This is a genomic window from Methylobacterium pseudosasicola, assembly GCF_900114535.1.
Classification (GTDB): domain Bacteria; phylum Pseudomonadota; class Alphaproteobacteria; order Rhizobiales; family Beijerinckiaceae; genus Methylobacterium; species Methylobacterium pseudosasicola.
Genome location: NZ_FOTK01000014.1, coordinates 94,220 through 109,549, shown reverse-complemented (window position 1 = coordinate 109,549; position 15,330 = coordinate 94,220). Strand labels below are relative to the sequence as shown.

Here is a 15,330-nt window from a genome sequence, read left to right as displayed (position 1 = left end):
GGATATCAGTAACGCGTGGTCACCGCGTTGAGCCAGTCCGGCGACGCAGCGACCGCCGCAGCCTCGACGCGCTTGTCCGTGCCCGTGAGGATCAGGAGGCCGAGCACCACCATCACGGCTCCCAGGGCGGCCTTGATGCCCTTGCCGGCCGTGGCGAGCCCGCCCCGCCAGCGCATCAGCGCCTCCCGGGAGACGAACCCGAGCAGCATCAGCGGCGCGGCGGCGCCGATCCCGAAGGCCAGCATCGTCAGCGCCACGCTCCCGAGATGCTCGCCCCGTGCCGCCAGCAGCGAGGCGGCCCCGAGGGTCGGCCCGACGCAGGGGCTCCAGGCCGCCCCGAGCAGCAGCCCGACGCCGAACTGCCCGGACAGGCCCCCGGACCGGAAGCCGCCGAACCGCTCTTCCGCCCAGGCCCCCACCGGCCCCGCGACCGTCGCGACCTGCGCCTGAAGCCGCGGCAGCATCAGCACGATGCCGAGGATCACCAGCAGCACCGCGCCGGCGCTGCGGAACACGTCGCCGTCGAGCCCGATGGAGAAGCCGATCGTCGCCACGAACAGGCCGATGGCGGTGAAGGAGATGGCGAGGCCCAGCGCCAGGGCCACCGGCCCGAGGCGATGCTCGGACGCCGCGGTCCCGAGCACGATCGGCACCAGCGGCAGCACGCAGGGCGAGAGCACCGACAGGAGCCCCGCCAGGAACGCGAACCCGACCGTCCCCAGCATCGCCGCGCTCCCCGCCGGTTCATGTTTGTTCGGTCGCAGGCTTCGCGCCGGTGAGCGCGGGCGTCAACCGGGCGCGATGTCCGGCCCGCCCGGGTGCCTCCAGGGCAGCCCGCGCGGGCGCGCCTCACGGCCTCAGCGGATGCCGCCGCTCGCCGTGATCACCTCGCCGGTCAGCCAGCGGGCGTCATCGGAGGCGAGGAAGGCGACGACCCCGGCGATGTCGTCCGGCTGGCCGGCGCGGCCCAGCGGCGTCTGCGCGACGAGGCTGGTCTCCATGTCGGAGCCGACGACCCCGGCCGTATGCGTACCCTCGGTCACCACGAAGCCCGGGCTGACGGTGTTGACGCGAATCTTCCGGGGCGCCAGCTCGTTGGCGAGGACGCCCGAGACCGCGTTGAGGGCGCCCTTGGTCCCGGCATAGACCGCCGCGGACGGCGTATGCACATGGGTGATGGCCGACGAGATGTTGATGATGGTCCCGCCTTCGCCGAGATGCTTTGAGGCCGCCTGACTCGCCAGCAGGACGCCCAGCACGTTGACGTCGAAGAGCCGGCGGTAATGGGCCTCGGTGATTTCCTCCAGCGCCGCGAATTCGTAGACGCCGGAATTGTTGACCAGCACGTCGAGCTTGCCGAACTGCTTCACCGCCGCTTCGATCAACCCCTGCGCCTGCGCGGCGTCGGACACGTCGCCCTGGACTGCGACCGCCCGGCCGCCGGCGGCGGTGATGGCGGCGACGACGGCCTCCGCGCCCGCCTTGCTCGACGCGTAATTGACCACGACCGCCGCCCCCTCTTTCGCCAATCCCTTGGCGATGGCGGCCCCGATCCCCTTCGACGCGCCGGTCACGACGGCGACCTTGCCTGCGAGCTTCGACATCTGTGCTAACCTTTGGCCGGGACAGGCGCCGGAATAGCAACCTAAGTCCCATAGTTCAGAACTTCGGAACTAACGAAGCGCGGTTCAAGCCCCCACATGCGGAAATCATGAGGCCGTTCGTTCACCCCGCGATCGAGGACGTCCAACCCGAGGCGATCCTGCACGCCCTGTCGGATCCGAACCGCGCGGCGATCTTCGCCAAGATCATGACGGCCGGTTGCGTCGAGGCCTGCTCGGCGGTCTCCGCGCTCGGGGATCGGGTCATCCCGAAATCGTCGCTGTCCATGCATTTCAAGGTGCTCCGCGAGGCCGGGCTGATCCGGAGCGAGCGCCATGGCGTCGAGATGCGCAACCATTCGCGCTGGGACGAGGTGGAGACCCGCTTTCCCGGCTTACTGGCCGCGATCATCAGCGCCTACGCGGCGGATGCCGGCACCGGTCCCTGCCGGTCCGGGGCGTGATTGCCGGACCGCCGATCCGGGTATCCAGCGACTAAAAAGGCGGGTCGAACACCGCACGGAGCGAACGCGTGGCCATCTTCTTCACGGGCGACACCCATTTCGGCGACCCACGCGCCCTGCGCTTCGACCACCGGCCGTATCCGGATCTCGACGCCCACGATGCCGGCCTGATCGCCGCCTGGAACGGCGCGGTGGCGCCGACCGACACGGTCTGGCACCTCGGCGATTTCGCCCTCGGCCCGAGCGGGGCGCGGATCCGCGAGATCCTCGACGGGCTCAACGGCGAGAAGCATCTGATCGTCGGCAACAATGACGGGGCCGACACGCTCCAGGCCCCCGGCTGGGCCTCGGTGCGCCACTACGCGGAACTGCTGGTCGAAGACCGGATGGTGGTGCTCTGCCACTACGCGTTCCGCACCTGGAACGGGATGGGCAAGGGCGCGCTCAACCTGCACGGGCATAGCCACGGCAAGCTCAAGCCGATGCCGAAACAGTACGATGTCGGGGTCGATCCGATGGGGCCGGCCCCCGTCGGCCTCTCAGCAATCCTCACCTCGCGCCTCCGCCGGAAGGCGTAGCCGGGCCGGAACCTTCACAGCAGCTTCACCGTTTGAGCGGACAGACAGGGGATGGATGCGCTCCACCCCCGAGACACCCGCCACCCCCGTCCGCGGGGCTGCACCAGAAACCGATACGCGAGTCAGCCCGTGAGTGCCTGTTCGGCCTCTCTGCTCCCTTCCGGCCTCGCCAAAACGGCGCTCGCCGGGGCCTTCGCGATCCTCGCTCTGACCTCCTCGGCGCTGGCCCTGCCGGCGTGCCTGGAGGCCCAGCGCAAGGTCGACGAGGCCAATGCCCTGCGCTTCCAGGCGCGCCAGGAGGCGCGTCTGGGTAATCACGACCGCGTCTGCGACACGCTGGACGAGGTTGGTGACCGCTACGACGACGCCCGCGACGCCTTCGAGCGCTGCGGCGAGGGCGTGGTGGCCATCGACCTCCGCAGTGAGCTGCGCGGCCTCCGCATCGCCAAGAAAATCAATCGTTGCGACTGACCGGGTGCGTCCGCGCACCTCATACGTTCAGACCCCGCAGCATCATCCCCACACAAGCGACGCACGTCGCCGACAAGGTTATGCGCCGATGACCACCGCCCTGCTGTCGTCCGACCTCGACACCGCCAGCGCCACCCGCACCGGCCCGTCCTTCGCGGCCGCCCTCTGCGGCTTCATCAGCACCACCGTCGCCACGACGATGCTGCTCGTGCTGATCGGGACGCTCTGAACCGGGCTGCGCTATTCGGTCGTCGCAGACGAGTTAGGGTCGGGAACAGGAGCACATACCTGTCCCTCTCCCGCACCGGCTACGATGTTCACACATCGTCGTCTGGAAGGCGGAACGCGCTCTCCTCCCCCTTGTGGGGAGGAGTTGGAGGTGGGGGTGGTGCAGAAGGCACCACTGAGCCTCATTCGGCACCACCCCCACCCCTGACCCCTCCCCACAAGGGGGAGGGGAGAAAGCGCGGTGTCTCTAGCGCTTACTGCCGAACGCGATATGTGAATCCGCTAGCCCGTACCGGAGAGGGGACCCGCGCCTTATGCGCCAACGGCGTGAAGCGGTTACGGTCGAAACCTGTGTAGGCCGCGGCGCAAGGGGGAAGGACGGCGCGTATCATCACTGGACCGCATGCGCTGTTGACCACGGATGATCCGCTTCGCGCCGTGTGAATGACAGCGCCAGTACGAGCGTCGGGGCGCCTCACGCATCGCAGAAGACGAACCCCGTTACCCCGCGGCATCCACCAGCCGCTTGCGCTGCACCTTGCCGTTGGCGGTCCGGGGGAGCGCGTCGAGAAAGCGGATCTCCCGCGGGCGCTTGTAGGCGGCGAGCCGGCTCTCGCACCAAGCGAGCAGATCTGCCGCGTCGGGCACGGCGCCGGGCTGGAGCACGACGAAGCCGCAGATGACCGAGACGTCGGCGCGCACCGGCAACTCGGCCACCCCGACCTCCGCCACGGATGGGTGGGCGGAGAGCACGACCTCAACCTCGTTCGGCGAGACCCGGTAGCCCATCGCCTTCATCAGGTCGTTGTTGCGGCCCTCGAACCAGACGTAGCCGTCGGCATCGAGCCGGGCGAGGTCGCCGCCGACGAACCAGTCGCCGCGCATCACCTCGGCCTCCTCGTCGGGGCGGTTCCAGTAACCGAGCATCAGCGCCGGCTCCGAGCGGTGGACGGCGAGCAGCCCGGTCTCGTTGGCGGGTAACGGCTCGGGCGGGCCCTCCACAGGCAGGATTGCCACGCGCCGCCCGGGCTGCGGCCGGCCCGGGGAGCCTGGGCGGACCGGGATGGTCGGGCCGCTGGAGATGTAGGTGGAGATCTCGCTCATCCCGAGGGCCTCGTAGAGCGGCTTTCCCGTCGCCCGGGTCCAGGCTTCCAGCAACTCCACCGACAGGGGCTCGCCAGCGGTGCAGCCGTGGCGCAGGCTCGACAGGTCGTGGTGGGCGAGGTCGCCGTATTTGAGGATCTGGCGGTAGAGGGTCGGCACCGCGGCGAACAGGGTGGCGCCGTATTCCGCGATCAGGCGCGGCCAGACCGCAGGGTCGCGGGGGCCGTTGTAGAGCACCGCGGTAGCGCCCACCGACCAGGGATCGCTCAGGCCCACGCCGAGCGTATAGGTCCAGTTCATGGTGCCGGCGTGGAGCATCACGTCGGATTCGGTGAGCCCGATCCAGTGTTCGATCATCGGCCAGCGGCCGAAAGCGGCCCGGTGGGCGTGCAGCACGCCCTTGGGCCGGCTGGTGGTGCCGGAGGTGTAGATCAGCATCGCCGGATCGTCGGCGGCGGTGTCGGCGTAATCGGGTAGCGGCGGCCCCGCCTTGAGGGCGGCGACGGCTGCGGCATCGAGCAGGAGCCGGTTGCCCAGGGCCTCCGGCGGGACCGTGCAGCCGCCGCCGACCACGATGGCCGCCGCACCGGAATTCTCCATCAGGAACGCAGCCTCGCCCTCGGTCAGCTGCGGCGAGGATGGCAGCGCCACGAGGCCCGCCGCAAGCGCGCCGAAATAGACCAGGACGTAATCGGCCTCGTTGCCCATCCGGATCATCACCCGGTCGCCGGGCTTCAGCCCGAGCCCGAGAAGGCCCGCCGCGATGCTCCGCACCGCCCGGTCCACCTCGGCGAAGCTGAGCCGGCTTGCGGTGCCGTCGCCGACCAGCACCAGGGCGGTCTTGTCGGGGCGCAGGCGCGCGTTCTCGGCCAGGCAGTACCGGGCGGCGTTGAAGCAGGCCGGCGGGTCACGAGGTTCGGGCTGTGTGGCGTCAGGCAAAGGGCGTCCCCCGGATCAGGGTTTTGCCCGGGTGTCCCGCATCGGCGCGCCGTCCGTCAACCGTGGGTCGCGACAGGCGCCGATGCGACCACCGTCAGGTCCGGCGCTGGGCCTGGCCCTCCTGATCCTCGAAACCCTTGAGCACCTTGTCGAGGGTCATCGGGTATTCGCGGATCCGGATGCCGGTGGCGTTGTAGATCGCGTTGGCAAGCGCCGCCCCGGCGCCGCAGATGCCGAGCTCGCCGAGGCCCTTGCTCTTCAACGGATTCGCCTTGTCGTCGAGCTCGGGCAGGAACACCGCCTCGATCACCGGGACGTCGGCATGGACCGGCACGTGGTACTCGGCCATGTCGTGGTTGACGAAGAAGCTGTAGCGCGAATCCACGACCGCATCCTCCATCAGCGCCGCGCCGATGCCGAAGGTCATGCCGCCGATCGCCTGGCTTCGCGCGGTCTTCGCATTGAGGATGCGGCCGCCGGTGAAAACGCCCAACATTCTTCGAAGGCGGATCTCGCCGGTATCGGCATCGACGCCGATTTCGGCGAAGTGGGCGCCGTAGGAGTACTGCGAGAATTTTTCCTTCATCTCGCCCGGCTTGATCTCGCCGGACGCCTCCAAACCATTCTTAGCGAGGTCGGTGAGCGACTCGGTGCGGTTTCCAGAGGTGACCGCCCCATCCCGGAACGTCGCGCCTTCCGGGTTGAGATCGCCCGCCTTCAGCAGCGCCTGCCGGAGGTTGTCGCAGGCGACGTAGAGCGCGGAGCCCGCCGAGCCGGCGCCGAACGAGCCGCCGGACCCCGCCGCGAACGGGAAGTCGGTGTCGCCCATCTCGACCCGGACCCGGTTCGGAGGCAGGCCCAGCATCTCGCCGGCGATCTGCGTCAAGATCGTGTAGGTGCCGGTGCCCGGATCGGTCATCGCCATGCGGACCACCAGCACGCCGTCCGGCCCGAGCCGCACCTTGGCCGAGGACGGCATCAGTGGGTTGAGCCGGGCGGCCGCCGACATGCCCATGCCGACGAGCCAATTGCCCTCGCGCCGGCTGCCCGCCGCCTGACGCTTGTCCCAGCCGAACAGGCGGGCGCCCTCGCGCATGCACGGCACGAGCTGGCGGGTGGAGAACGGCACCTTCTTCTCGGGATCCTCGGTGGGCTCGTTGCGCACCCGCAACTCGATCGGATCGATCTTCAGATGCTCGGCGAGCTCGTCCATGGCGCATTCGAAGGCGAGCTGCCCCACGGCCTCGCCCGGCGCGCGCATCGATGACGCGATCGGCATGTTCAGGTTGACGAGGCGGTGCCGCGTGACCCGGTTCTGCGCCGCGTAGAGCGAGCGGGTGACGTTGGCCGAGGTCTCGAAGAAGCCGTCGCCTTCGGCGGTGTCGGACCAGGATTCGTGGCCGATCGCCGAGAGCTTTCCGTCCTTGTCGGCCCCGAGCCGGATCCGCTGGATCGTGTCGGTGCGGTGGGTCGCGACGTGGAATTCCTGCTGCCGGGTCATCGCGACCTTCACGGGCCGCCGGATCACCTTGGAGGCCAGGATCGCCAAGGTCGCCTCGGGCTGAACCTGCAGCTTCGATCCGAAGCCGCCGCCGATATAGGGGCTGACGATCCGCACCTTCTCGGGCGCCAACTTGAGCACCGAGCCCAGGGCCTTCTGGCCGCGGTTCGGCATCTGGTTGGACGTGTGCAGCACCACGCCGTCGCCCTCCCAGGACGCGATGGTGGCGTGCGGCTCCATCTGGGCGTGGATCTGCGGCGGGGTCGTGTATTCGACGTCGAGCTTCACCGGTGCAGCGGAAAAGGCGGCGTCGAAGTCGCCGAGCTTCGAATCCGGGGGCGAGTTGACGGGCTTCGGCTCGTAGGCCACCGCCATGTTGTCCTTGAGTAGGGCCTTGGGCTTGGCCGCGTCGTAGCGGACCTTGACCAGCATCGCGGCGGCCCGGGCCTGCTCGAAGGTCTCGGCGACCACGAAGGCCACGGGCTGCCCGTAGAACTTGATCTCCTTGCCCTGGAGCTGCGGCCAGACCTGCTCCTTCTTCTCGCCCTGCTCGGGCACGTTCTCATGGGTCAGGACCAGGATCGTCCCCGGGGCCCGGCGGGCGGCCTCGGCATCGATCGCCTGGATCGTGCCGGCCGCAACGGTGGCCGGCACGATGTACCCGTAGGCCGGGTTCTTCAGCGCCTTGGTCTCGTAGGCGTAGGGCGCGTGCCCGGTGACCTTCAGCGGGCCTTCGACGCGGTCCAGCGGCTTGCCGACGAGGCCATCGGGCCGGTCGTCGAGGGGCGTCCGGCCGATCGGCTGGTTCATCTCCATGGGGTCAGTCCTTGCTGGATTTTACGCGCGAATCGCCTGCGCCATCACGGCGCGCAGAGTCCGCCGCGTCAGCGGGATCTTGAAGTCGTTGGCGCCGTAGCCGCGGGCGCCCTTCAGGACGGCGTCGGCGGCGGCATCGGCGGAGCCGGTCCGCATCAGCGCCTCCTCGGCCTCAGCTACGCGCCAGGGCTTGTGCGCCAGCCCCCCGAAGGCGAGCCGCGCCGTGGTCGGCTTGCCTCCCTCGGCGCCCGCGATGACCGCGGCCACCGACACTGTGGCGAAGGCGTAGGAGGCCCGGTCGCGGACCTTGCGGTAGATGTGCTGGCCGGCCACCGGCTTCGGCAGCGTCACCGCGGTGATGATCTCCCCCTTGCGCAGGTCGGTCTCGATCTGCGGCGTGTCACCTGGCAGCCGGTGGAAATCGGCGATTGGGATCCTGCGCGCTTGGCCCGCTGGATCTACGGTCTCGACTGTGGCGTCGAGCGCCCGCATCGCGACGTTCATGTCGGACGGGTTGGTGGCGATGCAGGCGTCGCTCGTGCCCAGCACCGCCATGATCCGGTTGAACCCACCGATCGCCGAGCAGCCCGAGCCGGGCTCGCGCTTGTTGCAGGGCATCGCGGTGTCGTAAAAATAGTAGCAGCGCGTCCGCTGGAGCAGATTGCCGGCGGTGGTCGCCTTGTTGCGCAGCTGACCCGAGGCGCCGGCGAGCAGCGCCTTCGCCAGGACCGCGTAATCCTTCCGGACCCGCGGGTCGGCCGCGAGGTCGGAATTGCGCACCAGCGCGCCGATGCGCAGGCCGCCCTCCTGCGTCGCTTCGACCTTGTCGAGGGGCAGCCGGTTGACGTCGATCAGCGTCGCCGGGGTCTCGATCTGGAGCTTCATCAGATCGAGCAGGTTGGTGCCGCCGGCGATGAACTTGGCGTTCGGCCGCTCGGCCGCGAGCTTGGCCGCATCCTGCACGGTGGCGGGACGCTCGTAGGTGAAAGCCTTCATGTCCGCCCCCTCAGAGGTTGCTGGCGGCGGTATCGCGGATCGCCGCGACGATGTTCGGATAGGCGCTGCAGCGGCAGATGTTGCCGCTCATCCGCTCGCGGATCTCGGCGTCGCTGAGGCTCGGCGTCGCCGCGATGTCCTCGGTGACGTGGCTCGGCCAGCCGGCCTTGGCCTCGCTGAGCATGCCCACCGACGAGCAGATCTGGCCGGGGGTGCAGTAGCCGCACTGGAAGCCGTCATGCTCGAGGAAGGCCGCCTGCATCGGGTGGAGCTTGTCGCCGGAGGCCAGGCCCTCGATCGTCGTGATCGCGTCGCCCTCGTGCATGGCGGCGAGCGTCAGGCAGGCATTGATCCGCCGGCCGTCCACCAGGACCGTGCAGGCGCCGCACTGGCCGTGGTCGCAGCCCTTCTTGGTGCCGGTGAGCGCGAGGTTTTCGCGCAGGGCATCCAGCAGGGTCGTGCGTGTGTCGAGAACCAGATCGCGCGGCTGGCCGTTGATCGTGAGCCGCACCGGCATGGTCTGCGGAGCGGGATCGCCGGGCGCCGCGGCTGCGGGAGCCGGTCGGAAGCCGAGGGCTCCTAGCGCACCCGCCACCGTGCAGCCTTCCACGACGGCACGGCGGGTCAAAGGAAGCGACTTGGCGAACGGCTTCGTCGGAATTTCGTCGGTCATGCTGGTATCCCGCCCATGCGCGACGCTCGGCGGCGCGGCGCAGCCTGGAATGCAATGTCCCAACTCCAGCATTTGCGGTTTAGATCCGGTCCAGACTGCGCCCCTTCACCGCGGGTTCGTGCTCGATCCGGGTCGTTCCGGCCTTGGTTGACGCTGCGTCCGAACCCCATGAACCTGTGGGAATAGATTCACCGGAGTCTTCAGAATGGTCGTCACCGTCCCGACCCTGCCCCTCAATGACGGGCGCCGCATTCCGCAGATCGGCTTCGGCTGCTGGCAGCTCTCGGATGCGCAGGCGCCCGATCTCGTCGGCCATGCGCTCAAGGCCGGCTACCGGCTGATCGATACCGCCGCCGCCTACGGCAACGAGGCGGGCGTCGGCCGCGGTATCCGGGAGGCGGGCGTGCCGCGCGAGGAGGTGTTCCTCACCACCAAGCTGTGGAACGACCGCCAGGGCCGCGACGCGACCCGCCAGGCCTTCGACGAGAGCCTGAAGCGCCTGGGGCAAGATTATGTCGACCTCTACCTCATCCATTGGCCGTGCCCGCAGCGGCGCCTGTTCGTGGAGAGCTGGCGCACGATGATCCAGATCCGCGACGAAGGCCGCGCCAAGTCGATCGGCGTCTCGAATTTCACGCCGGAGCACATCGCCACGCTGATCGGTGAGACCGGCGTGACACCCGCCGTGAACCAGATCGAGCTACACCCGCATTTCCAGCGCGCGGAGCCGCGAGCCGACGATTCCCGTCACCGGATCGTGACCGAATCCTGGAGCCCGCTGGGCCAGGGCAAGGAGCTGAACGACCCCGTGATCGTCGCCATCGCCAAGTCCCACGGCAAGAGCCCAGCCCAGGTGGTGCTCCGCTGGCAGGTGCAGATCGGCTGCGTGGCGATCCCGAAGACCGCCCGGCCCGAGCGCATCGTCGAGAACGTTTCGGTGTTCGACTTCGTACTAAGCGACACCGAGATGACGCAGATCGCCGCCCTCGACCGGCCGGACGGGCGGATCGGGCCGGATCCGGCGACCTTCTGCTGAGCGGACGGGCATCGTCGTGCTCTGAAGCGAGAGTCGATGATGCCCGAGTTTGCACTACGTCATTGTGCCGTCGTGTTTTCATTCGGGAAATCGGCACTCTTTGTCACGTCGGCCCATGTCTCAACATCCCGCGTCAAAGACTCTATTTTCGCGCGGGCACCTTCCAGAGCGACATTGCCCAGCAGCAGGCGCATCGGCGTGTTCTCGGAAGATGCTGCGTCGATGATCGCCGCGGCGGCGCGAAGAGGATCTCCGGCCTGTTTACCGCTTCCATTCCGGATTTGCTGCCGGCGAGCATGGGCTGTGGCAGCATAGTCATCGATCAAAGTGGTTGCTTCAGCAGCCGAACGGCCTGCCCAATCGGTTCGGAAGCCGCTCGGCTCGACAAGCATCACTTTGAGGCCCAACGGGAGAAGTTCCGCTGCAAGCGCTTCGGACCATCCTTCGACTGCGAATTTAGTCGCGTTATAGTAACCGACCGCTGGACCACCGCGTAAACCGCCGATCGACGATATATTGATGATGCGGCCTGCGCGCTGTGCCCTCATGGCAGGCAAGAGGGCACGTGTCACACGCGCCAGACCCCAAAAATTCACTTCGAACATGTCGCGGACCGCGGACTCCTCGCTTTCTTCGATCGCGCCGAAGTAGCCGAAGCCCGCATTGTTGACGAGAACATCAATGCGCGCAAAACGATTGTAAGCTTCCGCGACGGCGCGCTCGACCTCTACATCTGAAGTGACGTCAAGCTTTGCACGAAGCAATTTATCTTCGTCGAAGGAATGAATGTTTTCCAGATCCGCTGGCTTCCGCGCCGTCGCAACAACGCGGAAGCCTCGCGCGAGGGCAGTTGTCACAATGGCGCGTCCAAAACCGCTTGAACATCCGGTAATGAACCAGACAGGGTGTTTCACCATATTCGGTTGGCTGCTCATTTCGTCTTGAATCCAGACAAAAACGAATCTGTTGTCAAACGGCAACGGCAATGTTAATCAAAAGACATAACAATTATTCTTAAGATAGATCAATATATGCAATAAAAAATCTTGCATTATTAGAATTTTATTGTAGAAAATCGAGCCATAGGAATGCTAGATTGATTCGTCTTTTAAACTATCATTGAACATGTTTGCTGTCGATTGCCCGCCTGCACGATTTAAGATCCCTCCGAGAAACGTCTCTGCAGGCTACCGACATATCGTCCCGCATCGCTGATGCCGGACCCAAGCCGACGATCGTCGCTCGCCATCGTTTGTTTCCGCAGCGCAGCATAACACCGCGCCGCAAAAGATTTATGCTCAAGGCTAGCATATCTAGACAGGCGGGTCCGACGCCCATAAGTTAGACGGCACAATGCTCAAACTGAGCATAATGGAGGACGCCATGACGGCGACCGTGTCACCCGTCTCTCGTATGTCGGCTCCGGGCCTGCCGCTGCCGGATCTCTACGCCCGTGTCAGCCGCCACATCCCCGCGATTGAGTGGCCGGCGCTCGCCCCCGATATCGAGGCGATCCTGCGGCTGAAGCGCGAGCGCAACGCCGTGATCCTGGCGCACAATTACCAGGCACCGGAGATCTTCCACACGGTGGCGGACATCGTCGGCGACAGCCTGGCGCTGGCCCGCGAAGCCGTGAATGTCGATGCCGACGTGATCGTGCTGGCCGGCGTCCACTTCATGGCCGAGACCGCCAAGCTCCTGAACCCGGGCAAGACCGTCCTGATCCCCGATATGGGCGCGGGCTGCTCGCTGGCCGACTCGATCACCGCCGCCGACGTGCGCGGCCTGCGCGCCAAGTACCCGGGCGTGCCGATCGTGACCTACGTGAACACCTCGGCCGCCGTGAAGGCCGAATCGGACCTATGCTGCACCAGCGGCAACGCCGTCGCGGTGGTGCGGTCGCTGAACGCGCCCCGGGTCCTGATGATCCCGGACGAGTTCCTGGCTCAGAACGTCCAGGCCGAGATCCCCGAGGTCGAGATCCTGACCTGGGCCGGCCATTGCGAGGTGCACGAGCGCTTCACGCCCGGCGACATCCGCGACGTGCGCGACAGCTACCCCGGCGTCACCGTGATCGCGCATCCGGAATGCCCGCCGGACGTCGTCGCCGAATCGGACTTTTCCGGCTCGACCGCGATGATGATGGATTTCGTGCTCCAGAAGCGCCCGAGCCAGGTCGTGCTGGTGACCGAATGCTCCATGGCCGACAACATCGCGGCCGCGAACCCGGACATCGAGTTCATCAAGCCCTGCAACATGTGCCCGCACATGAAGCGGATGAGCCTGAAGAACATCCGCCGGGCTCTGGAGACGCTCACCCACGAGGTCACGGTCGATCCCGCTCTGGCCGACCGCGCCCGGGCGGCGGTCGAGCGCATGCTGCTGGTGCGCTGACGATGAACGCCATTTCTCCCAACATGGCCGACCGCGTCGTCGTGGTCGGCGGCGGCGTCGCCGGCCTCAGCGTCGCGCTGCGGCTCGCGCCGCGTCCCGTGACGCTGATCACCGCCTCGGCCCTCGGGCTCGGCACCGCCACCGGCTGGGCACAGGGCGGCATCGCCGCCTCGGTCGGGGCCGACGATGCCGCCGCGCTGCACGCCGCCGACACCGAGGCCGCCGGCGCCGGGCTGACCGAGCCCGACGTGGCCCTCCGGGTCGCCCAGGCGGGCCCGGGGCTGATCGACTGGCTGGTGCGGATCGGCGTCCCGTTCGACCGCACCGAGGACGGAGCCCTCGCCCTCGGCTTGGAGGCGGCCCACGGTCGCCGCCGCATCGTGCGTTCCGGCGGCGACGCCACCGGCGCCCGGGTCCTCGAAGGGCTGGTGCGGGCAGTCCTGTCCGCGCCCTCCATCGAAGTCGTCGAGGCCCGCGCCTGCGACCTGCTGCGGGACACACACGGCGCGGTGGCCGGCATCGTGGCCGAGCGCGACGGCGCCCGCTTCCGCATCCCGGCCAGGGCCGTGGTTCTGGCCACAGGCGGTGTCGGGGCCCTCTACGCGGCGACCACCAACCCGCCCGGTGCCATCGGCGGCGGGCTGGCGCTGGCTGCCCGGGCCGGGGCGGTGATGCGCGACATGGAGTTCGTGCAGTTCCACCCGACCGCCATCGCGGCCGGCGCCGACCCGATGCCGCTCGCCACCGAGGCTTTGCGCGGCGAGGGCGCCCGGCTGATCGACGAGACCGGCGCGGCCGTCATGGCCGGAATCACTGGCGGCGACCTCGCGCCCCGAGACGTGGTCGCCCGGGGCATCTTCCAGGCGCTGCAGCGGGGCCGGACGGTCTATCTCGACGCCCGCGGCGCCCTCGGAGCGGCGATGCCGACGCGCTTCCCGACGGTGGCAGGTCTCTGCGCCGCCGCCGGCATCGACCCGGCCGTGCAGCCGATCCCGGTCCGCCCGGCGGCGCATTACCACATGGGCGGCGTGAAGGTGGACGCCTACGGCGCCACCTCGGTGCCGGGCCTCTATGCCTGCGGCGAGGTCTCCTCCACGGGCCTGCACGGCGCCAACCGGCTCGCCAGCAATTCCCTGCTGGAGGGTTTGGCCTATGCCGGCTTCATTGCCGACGCCCTCGACGCCCCGCTCCCGGGCGCGATCGTGCCCGAGACGGCGGCGCCCCGGTCGGTCGCCGACCTGCCGTCGATCCGCAGGCTGATGGAGGCCAAGGTCGGCGTCGTGCGCGACGCCATCGGCCTCGCCGAGGCGGTGTCGGTCCTCGAGCCCCGTGCGGAGCACTGCGACGCCGCTCTGGTGGCGCTGATGATCGCCCGGGGTGCGCTGTCCCGCCAGGAGAGCCGCGGCGCCCATTGGCGCAGCGACTTCTCGCATATGGCCCCAGCGGCACACACGGAGACGACCCTTGCCGCGCTGAAGGCCGAAAGCCGCGAGACCATCGAAGCAGGGACGGAGCTGACGCCATGACGCAATCGGTCCTGCCGGACGGAATCCTGCCCCTGCCGCGGCTCCTGGTGGAGCCGATCGTGCGCGCCGCCCTGGTCGAGGATCTCGGCCGGGCCGGCGACATCACCACCGACGCCATCGTGCCCCAGGGCGAGCGGATGCGCGGCGTGATCGCCTCCCGTCAGGACGGCGTCATCTCCGGCGTCGACGCAGCGTCCATCGCCTTCGCGCTCATCGATCCGGCCGTGACCGTCACGGTCGAACGCGGCGACGGCGCCCGCGTGTCGCCCGGCGACGTGGTCCTGCGCCTCGAAGGGCCGGCCCGGGCGATCCTCACCGCCGAGCGCGTCGCCCTGAACCTGCTCTGCCGCATGTCCGGCGTCGCCACGGCGACGAACGGCCTCGTCGAGGCGGCGCGCCCGCACGGGAAGGCCTCGATCGTCTGCACCCGCAAGACCACCCCGGGCCTGCGCGCTTTGGAGAAGCACGCGGTCCGGGCCGGCGGCGGCTCGAACCATCGCTTCGGCCTCGACGACGCGGTGCTCATCAAGGACAACCACGTCGCGGTCGCCGGCGGCATCGTGCCGGCCATCGAACGCGCCCGGGCGCGGGCCGGCCACCTGGTAAAGATCGAGTGCGAGGTCGACAGCCTGGAGCAGCTGGAGGAAGCCCTGTCGATCGGCGTCGACGCAGTGCTCCTCGACAATATGGGTCCCGACCTGCTGACCCGCGCCGTGGCGATGATCGACGGCCGCGCCCTCTCGGAAGCCTCCGGCCGGATCACCCGCGAGACCGTGGGCCCGGTAGCGGCCTCCGGCGTCGACCTGATCTCCTGCGGCTGGATCACTCACTCGGCGGCGATCATCGACCTCGGGCTGGACGCCGCCTGACCGCCACGCCGCCCTCGCAGCGTGCTGCGAGGGCGTATCGATCTTCATTCCACTGTCATCACGTTCAGGTGACAAGTCTTCGTCGGGTTAGCGGCGGAGATGGTTTAACTCTTTCGCCCCGCATCCGGCTTGCT

General features: G+C 68.4%; 15 protein-coding genes. 8 read left to right on the top strand and 7 right to left on the bottom strand.

The annotated features are described in order from the left end of the window. Positions 1-5: 5 nt before the first annotated feature. Complete coding sequence (locus tag BM228_RS15310; protein ID WP_092042018.1) at positions 6-725, bottom strand: cytochrome c biogenesis CcdA family protein; 720 nt, start codon at positions 723-725, stop codon at positions 6-8. Between the two features lie 132 nt (positions 726-857). Further along, positions 858-1,604: a glucose 1-dehydrogenase gene (locus BM228_RS15305; RefSeq protein WP_092042017.1), complete on the bottom strand. Its 747-nt coding sequence runs from the start codon at positions 1,602-1,604 to the stop codon at positions 858-860. 107 nt (positions 1,605-1,711) lie between these two features. Between BM228_RS15305 and BM228_RS15300 the strand changes: the two genes are divergently transcribed. The 4 genes from BM228_RS15300 to BM228_RS34690 all read left to right on the top strand — a co-directional run bounded on the left by BM228_RS15300 (position 1,712) and on the right by BM228_RS34690 (position 3,343). Beyond that, the gene (locus BM228_RS15300; RefSeq protein ID WP_092042015.1) at positions 1,712-2,065 is read left to right on the top strand and encodes an ArsR/SmtB family transcription factor; all 354 of its coding nucleotides are present in this window, start codon (positions 1,712-1,714) and stop codon (positions 2,063-2,065) included. A gap of 68 nt (positions 2,066-2,133) precedes the next feature. Continuing rightward, complete coding sequence (locus tag BM228_RS15295; RefSeq protein ID WP_092042013.1) at positions 2,134-2,643, top strand: metallophosphoesterase; 510 nt, start codon at positions 2,134-2,136, stop codon at positions 2,641-2,643. Positions 2,644-2,772: 129 nt separating this feature from the next. Further along, positions 2,773-3,114, top strand: a complete 342-nt coding sequence (locus BM228_RS15290) for a hypothetical protein (RefSeq protein WP_425284948.1) — start codon at positions 2,773-2,775, stop codon at positions 3,112-3,114. A gap of 88 nt (positions 3,115-3,202) precedes the next feature. Then, entirely contained in the window at positions 3,203-3,343 is a 141-nt protein-coding gene (locus tag BM228_RS34690; protein WP_167367742.1) for a hypothetical protein, read from the top strand. Between the two features lie 500 nt (positions 3,344-3,843). Here the strand turns inward: BM228_RS34690 and BM228_RS15285 are convergent, their stop codons facing one another. From BM228_RS15285 to paoA, 4 genes are all read right to left on the bottom strand, one after another. Beyond that, positions 3,844-5,385 carry a class I adenylate-forming enzyme family protein gene (locus BM228_RS15285; RefSeq protein WP_092042011.1) on the bottom strand — a complete coding sequence of 514 codons (1,542 nt, stop codon included), beginning with the start codon at positions 5,383-5,385 and terminating at the stop codon, positions 3,844-3,846. Between the two features lie 94 nt (positions 5,386-5,479). Then, positions 5,480-7,702 carry a xanthine dehydrogenase family protein molybdopterin-binding subunit gene (locus BM228_RS15280; protein ID WP_092042010.1) on the bottom strand — a complete coding sequence of 741 codons (2,223 nt, stop codon included), beginning with the start codon at positions 7,700-7,702 and terminating at the stop codon, positions 5,480-5,482. Between the two features lie 21 nt (positions 7,703-7,723). Next, complete coding sequence (locus tag BM228_RS15275) at positions 7,724-8,698, bottom strand: FAD binding domain-containing protein (protein WP_092042008.1); 975 nt, start codon at positions 8,696-8,698, stop codon at positions 7,724-7,726. 10 nt (positions 8,699-8,708) lie between these two features. Beyond that, the gene (gene paoA, locus BM228_RS15270; RefSeq protein ID WP_092042007.1) at positions 8,709-9,371 is read right to left on the bottom strand and encodes an aldehyde dehydrogenase iron-sulfur subunit PaoA; all 663 of its coding nucleotides are present in this window, start codon (positions 9,369-9,371) and stop codon (positions 8,709-8,711) included. A gap of 205 nt (positions 9,372-9,576) precedes the next feature. Here paoA and BM228_RS15265 point away from each other — a divergent pair, with 205 nt between their 5' ends. After that, positions 9,577-10,407 carry an aldo/keto reductase gene (locus BM228_RS15265; protein WP_092042005.1) on the top strand — a complete coding sequence of 277 codons (831 nt, stop codon included), beginning with the start codon at positions 9,577-9,579 and terminating at the stop codon, positions 10,405-10,407. Between the two features lie 59 nt (positions 10,408-10,466). Here BM228_RS15265 and BM228_RS15260 read toward each other — a convergent pair whose 3' ends face one another. Continuing rightward, positions 10,467-11,342, bottom strand: a complete 876-nt coding sequence (locus BM228_RS15260; RefSeq protein ID WP_092042004.1) for an oxidoreductase — start codon at positions 11,340-11,342, stop codon at positions 10,467-10,469. A 448-nt stretch (positions 11,343-11,790) separates the two neighbouring features. On the opposite strand from BM228_RS15260, the gene nadA reads away from it, so the two are divergent. Genes nadA through nadC form a run of 3 tightly spaced genes read left to right on the top strand, consistent with a single transcriptional unit; the run spans position 11,791 to position 15,196 of the window. After that, positions 11,791-12,801 carry a quinolinate synthase NadA gene (nadA, locus tag BM228_RS15255; protein WP_092042090.1) on the top strand — a complete coding sequence of 337 codons (1,011 nt, stop codon included), beginning with the start codon at positions 11,791-11,793 and terminating at the stop codon, positions 12,799-12,801. A gap of 2 nt (positions 12,802-12,803) precedes the next feature. After that, positions 12,804-14,327 carry an L-aspartate oxidase gene (locus BM228_RS15250; RefSeq protein ID WP_092042002.1) on the top strand — a complete coding sequence of 508 codons (1,524 nt, stop codon included), beginning with the start codon at positions 12,804-12,806 and terminating at the stop codon, positions 14,325-14,327. Further along, positions 14,324-15,196, top strand: a complete 873-nt coding sequence (nadC, locus tag BM228_RS15245) for a carboxylating nicotinate-nucleotide diphosphorylase (RefSeq protein ID WP_092042000.1) — start codon at positions 14,324-14,326, stop codon at positions 15,194-15,196. The genes BM228_RS15250 and nadC overlap by 4 nt, the downstream gene beginning before the upstream one ends. Positions 15,197-15,330 lie beyond the last annotated feature (134 nt).

Coding starts and splice junctions, on each gene's coding strand:
- BM228_RS15280 (WP_092042010.1), bottom strand. CDS start 7,702: ATGGAGATGAACCAGCCGATCGGCCGGACGCCCCTCGACGACCGGCCC.
- BM228_RS15310 (WP_092042018.1), bottom strand. CDS start 725: ATGCTGGGGACGGTCGGGTTCGCGTTCCTGGCGGGGCTCCTGTCGGTG.
- BM228_RS15275 (WP_092042008.1), bottom strand. CDS start 8,698: ATGAAGGCTTTCACCTACGAGCGTCCCGCCACCGTGCAGGATGCGGCC.
- paoA (WP_092042007.1), bottom strand. CDS start 9,371: ATGACCGACGAAATTCCGACGAAGCCGTTCGCCAAGTCGCTTCCTTTG.
- BM228_RS15305 (WP_092042017.1), bottom strand. CDS start 1,604: ATGTCGAAGCTCGCAGGCAAGGTCGCCGTCGTGACCGGCGCGTCGAAG.
- nadA (WP_092042090.1), top strand. CDS start 11,791: ATGACGGCGACCGTGTCACCCGTCTCTCGTATGTCGGCTCCGGGCCTG.
- BM228_RS15265 (WP_092042005.1), top strand. CDS start 9,577: ATGGTCGTCACCGTCCCGACCCTGCCCCTCAATGACGGGCGCCGCATT.
- BM228_RS15250 (WP_092042002.1), top strand. CDS start 12,804: ATGAACGCCATTTCTCCCAACATGGCCGACCGCGTCGTCGTGGTCGGC.
- BM228_RS34690 (WP_167367742.1), top strand. CDS start 3,203: ATGACCACCGCCCTGCTGTCGTCCGACCTCGACACCGCCAGCGCCACC.
- BM228_RS15300 (WP_092042015.1), top strand. CDS start 1,712: ATGAGGCCGTTCGTTCACCCCGCGATCGAGGACGTCCAACCCGAGGCG.
- nadC (WP_092042000.1), top strand. CDS start 14,324: ATGACGCAATCGGTCCTGCCGGACGGAATCCTGCCCCTGCCGCGGCTC.
- BM228_RS15260 (WP_092042004.1), bottom strand. CDS start 11,342: ATGAGCAGCCAACCGAATATGGTGAAACACCCTGTCTGGTTCATTACC.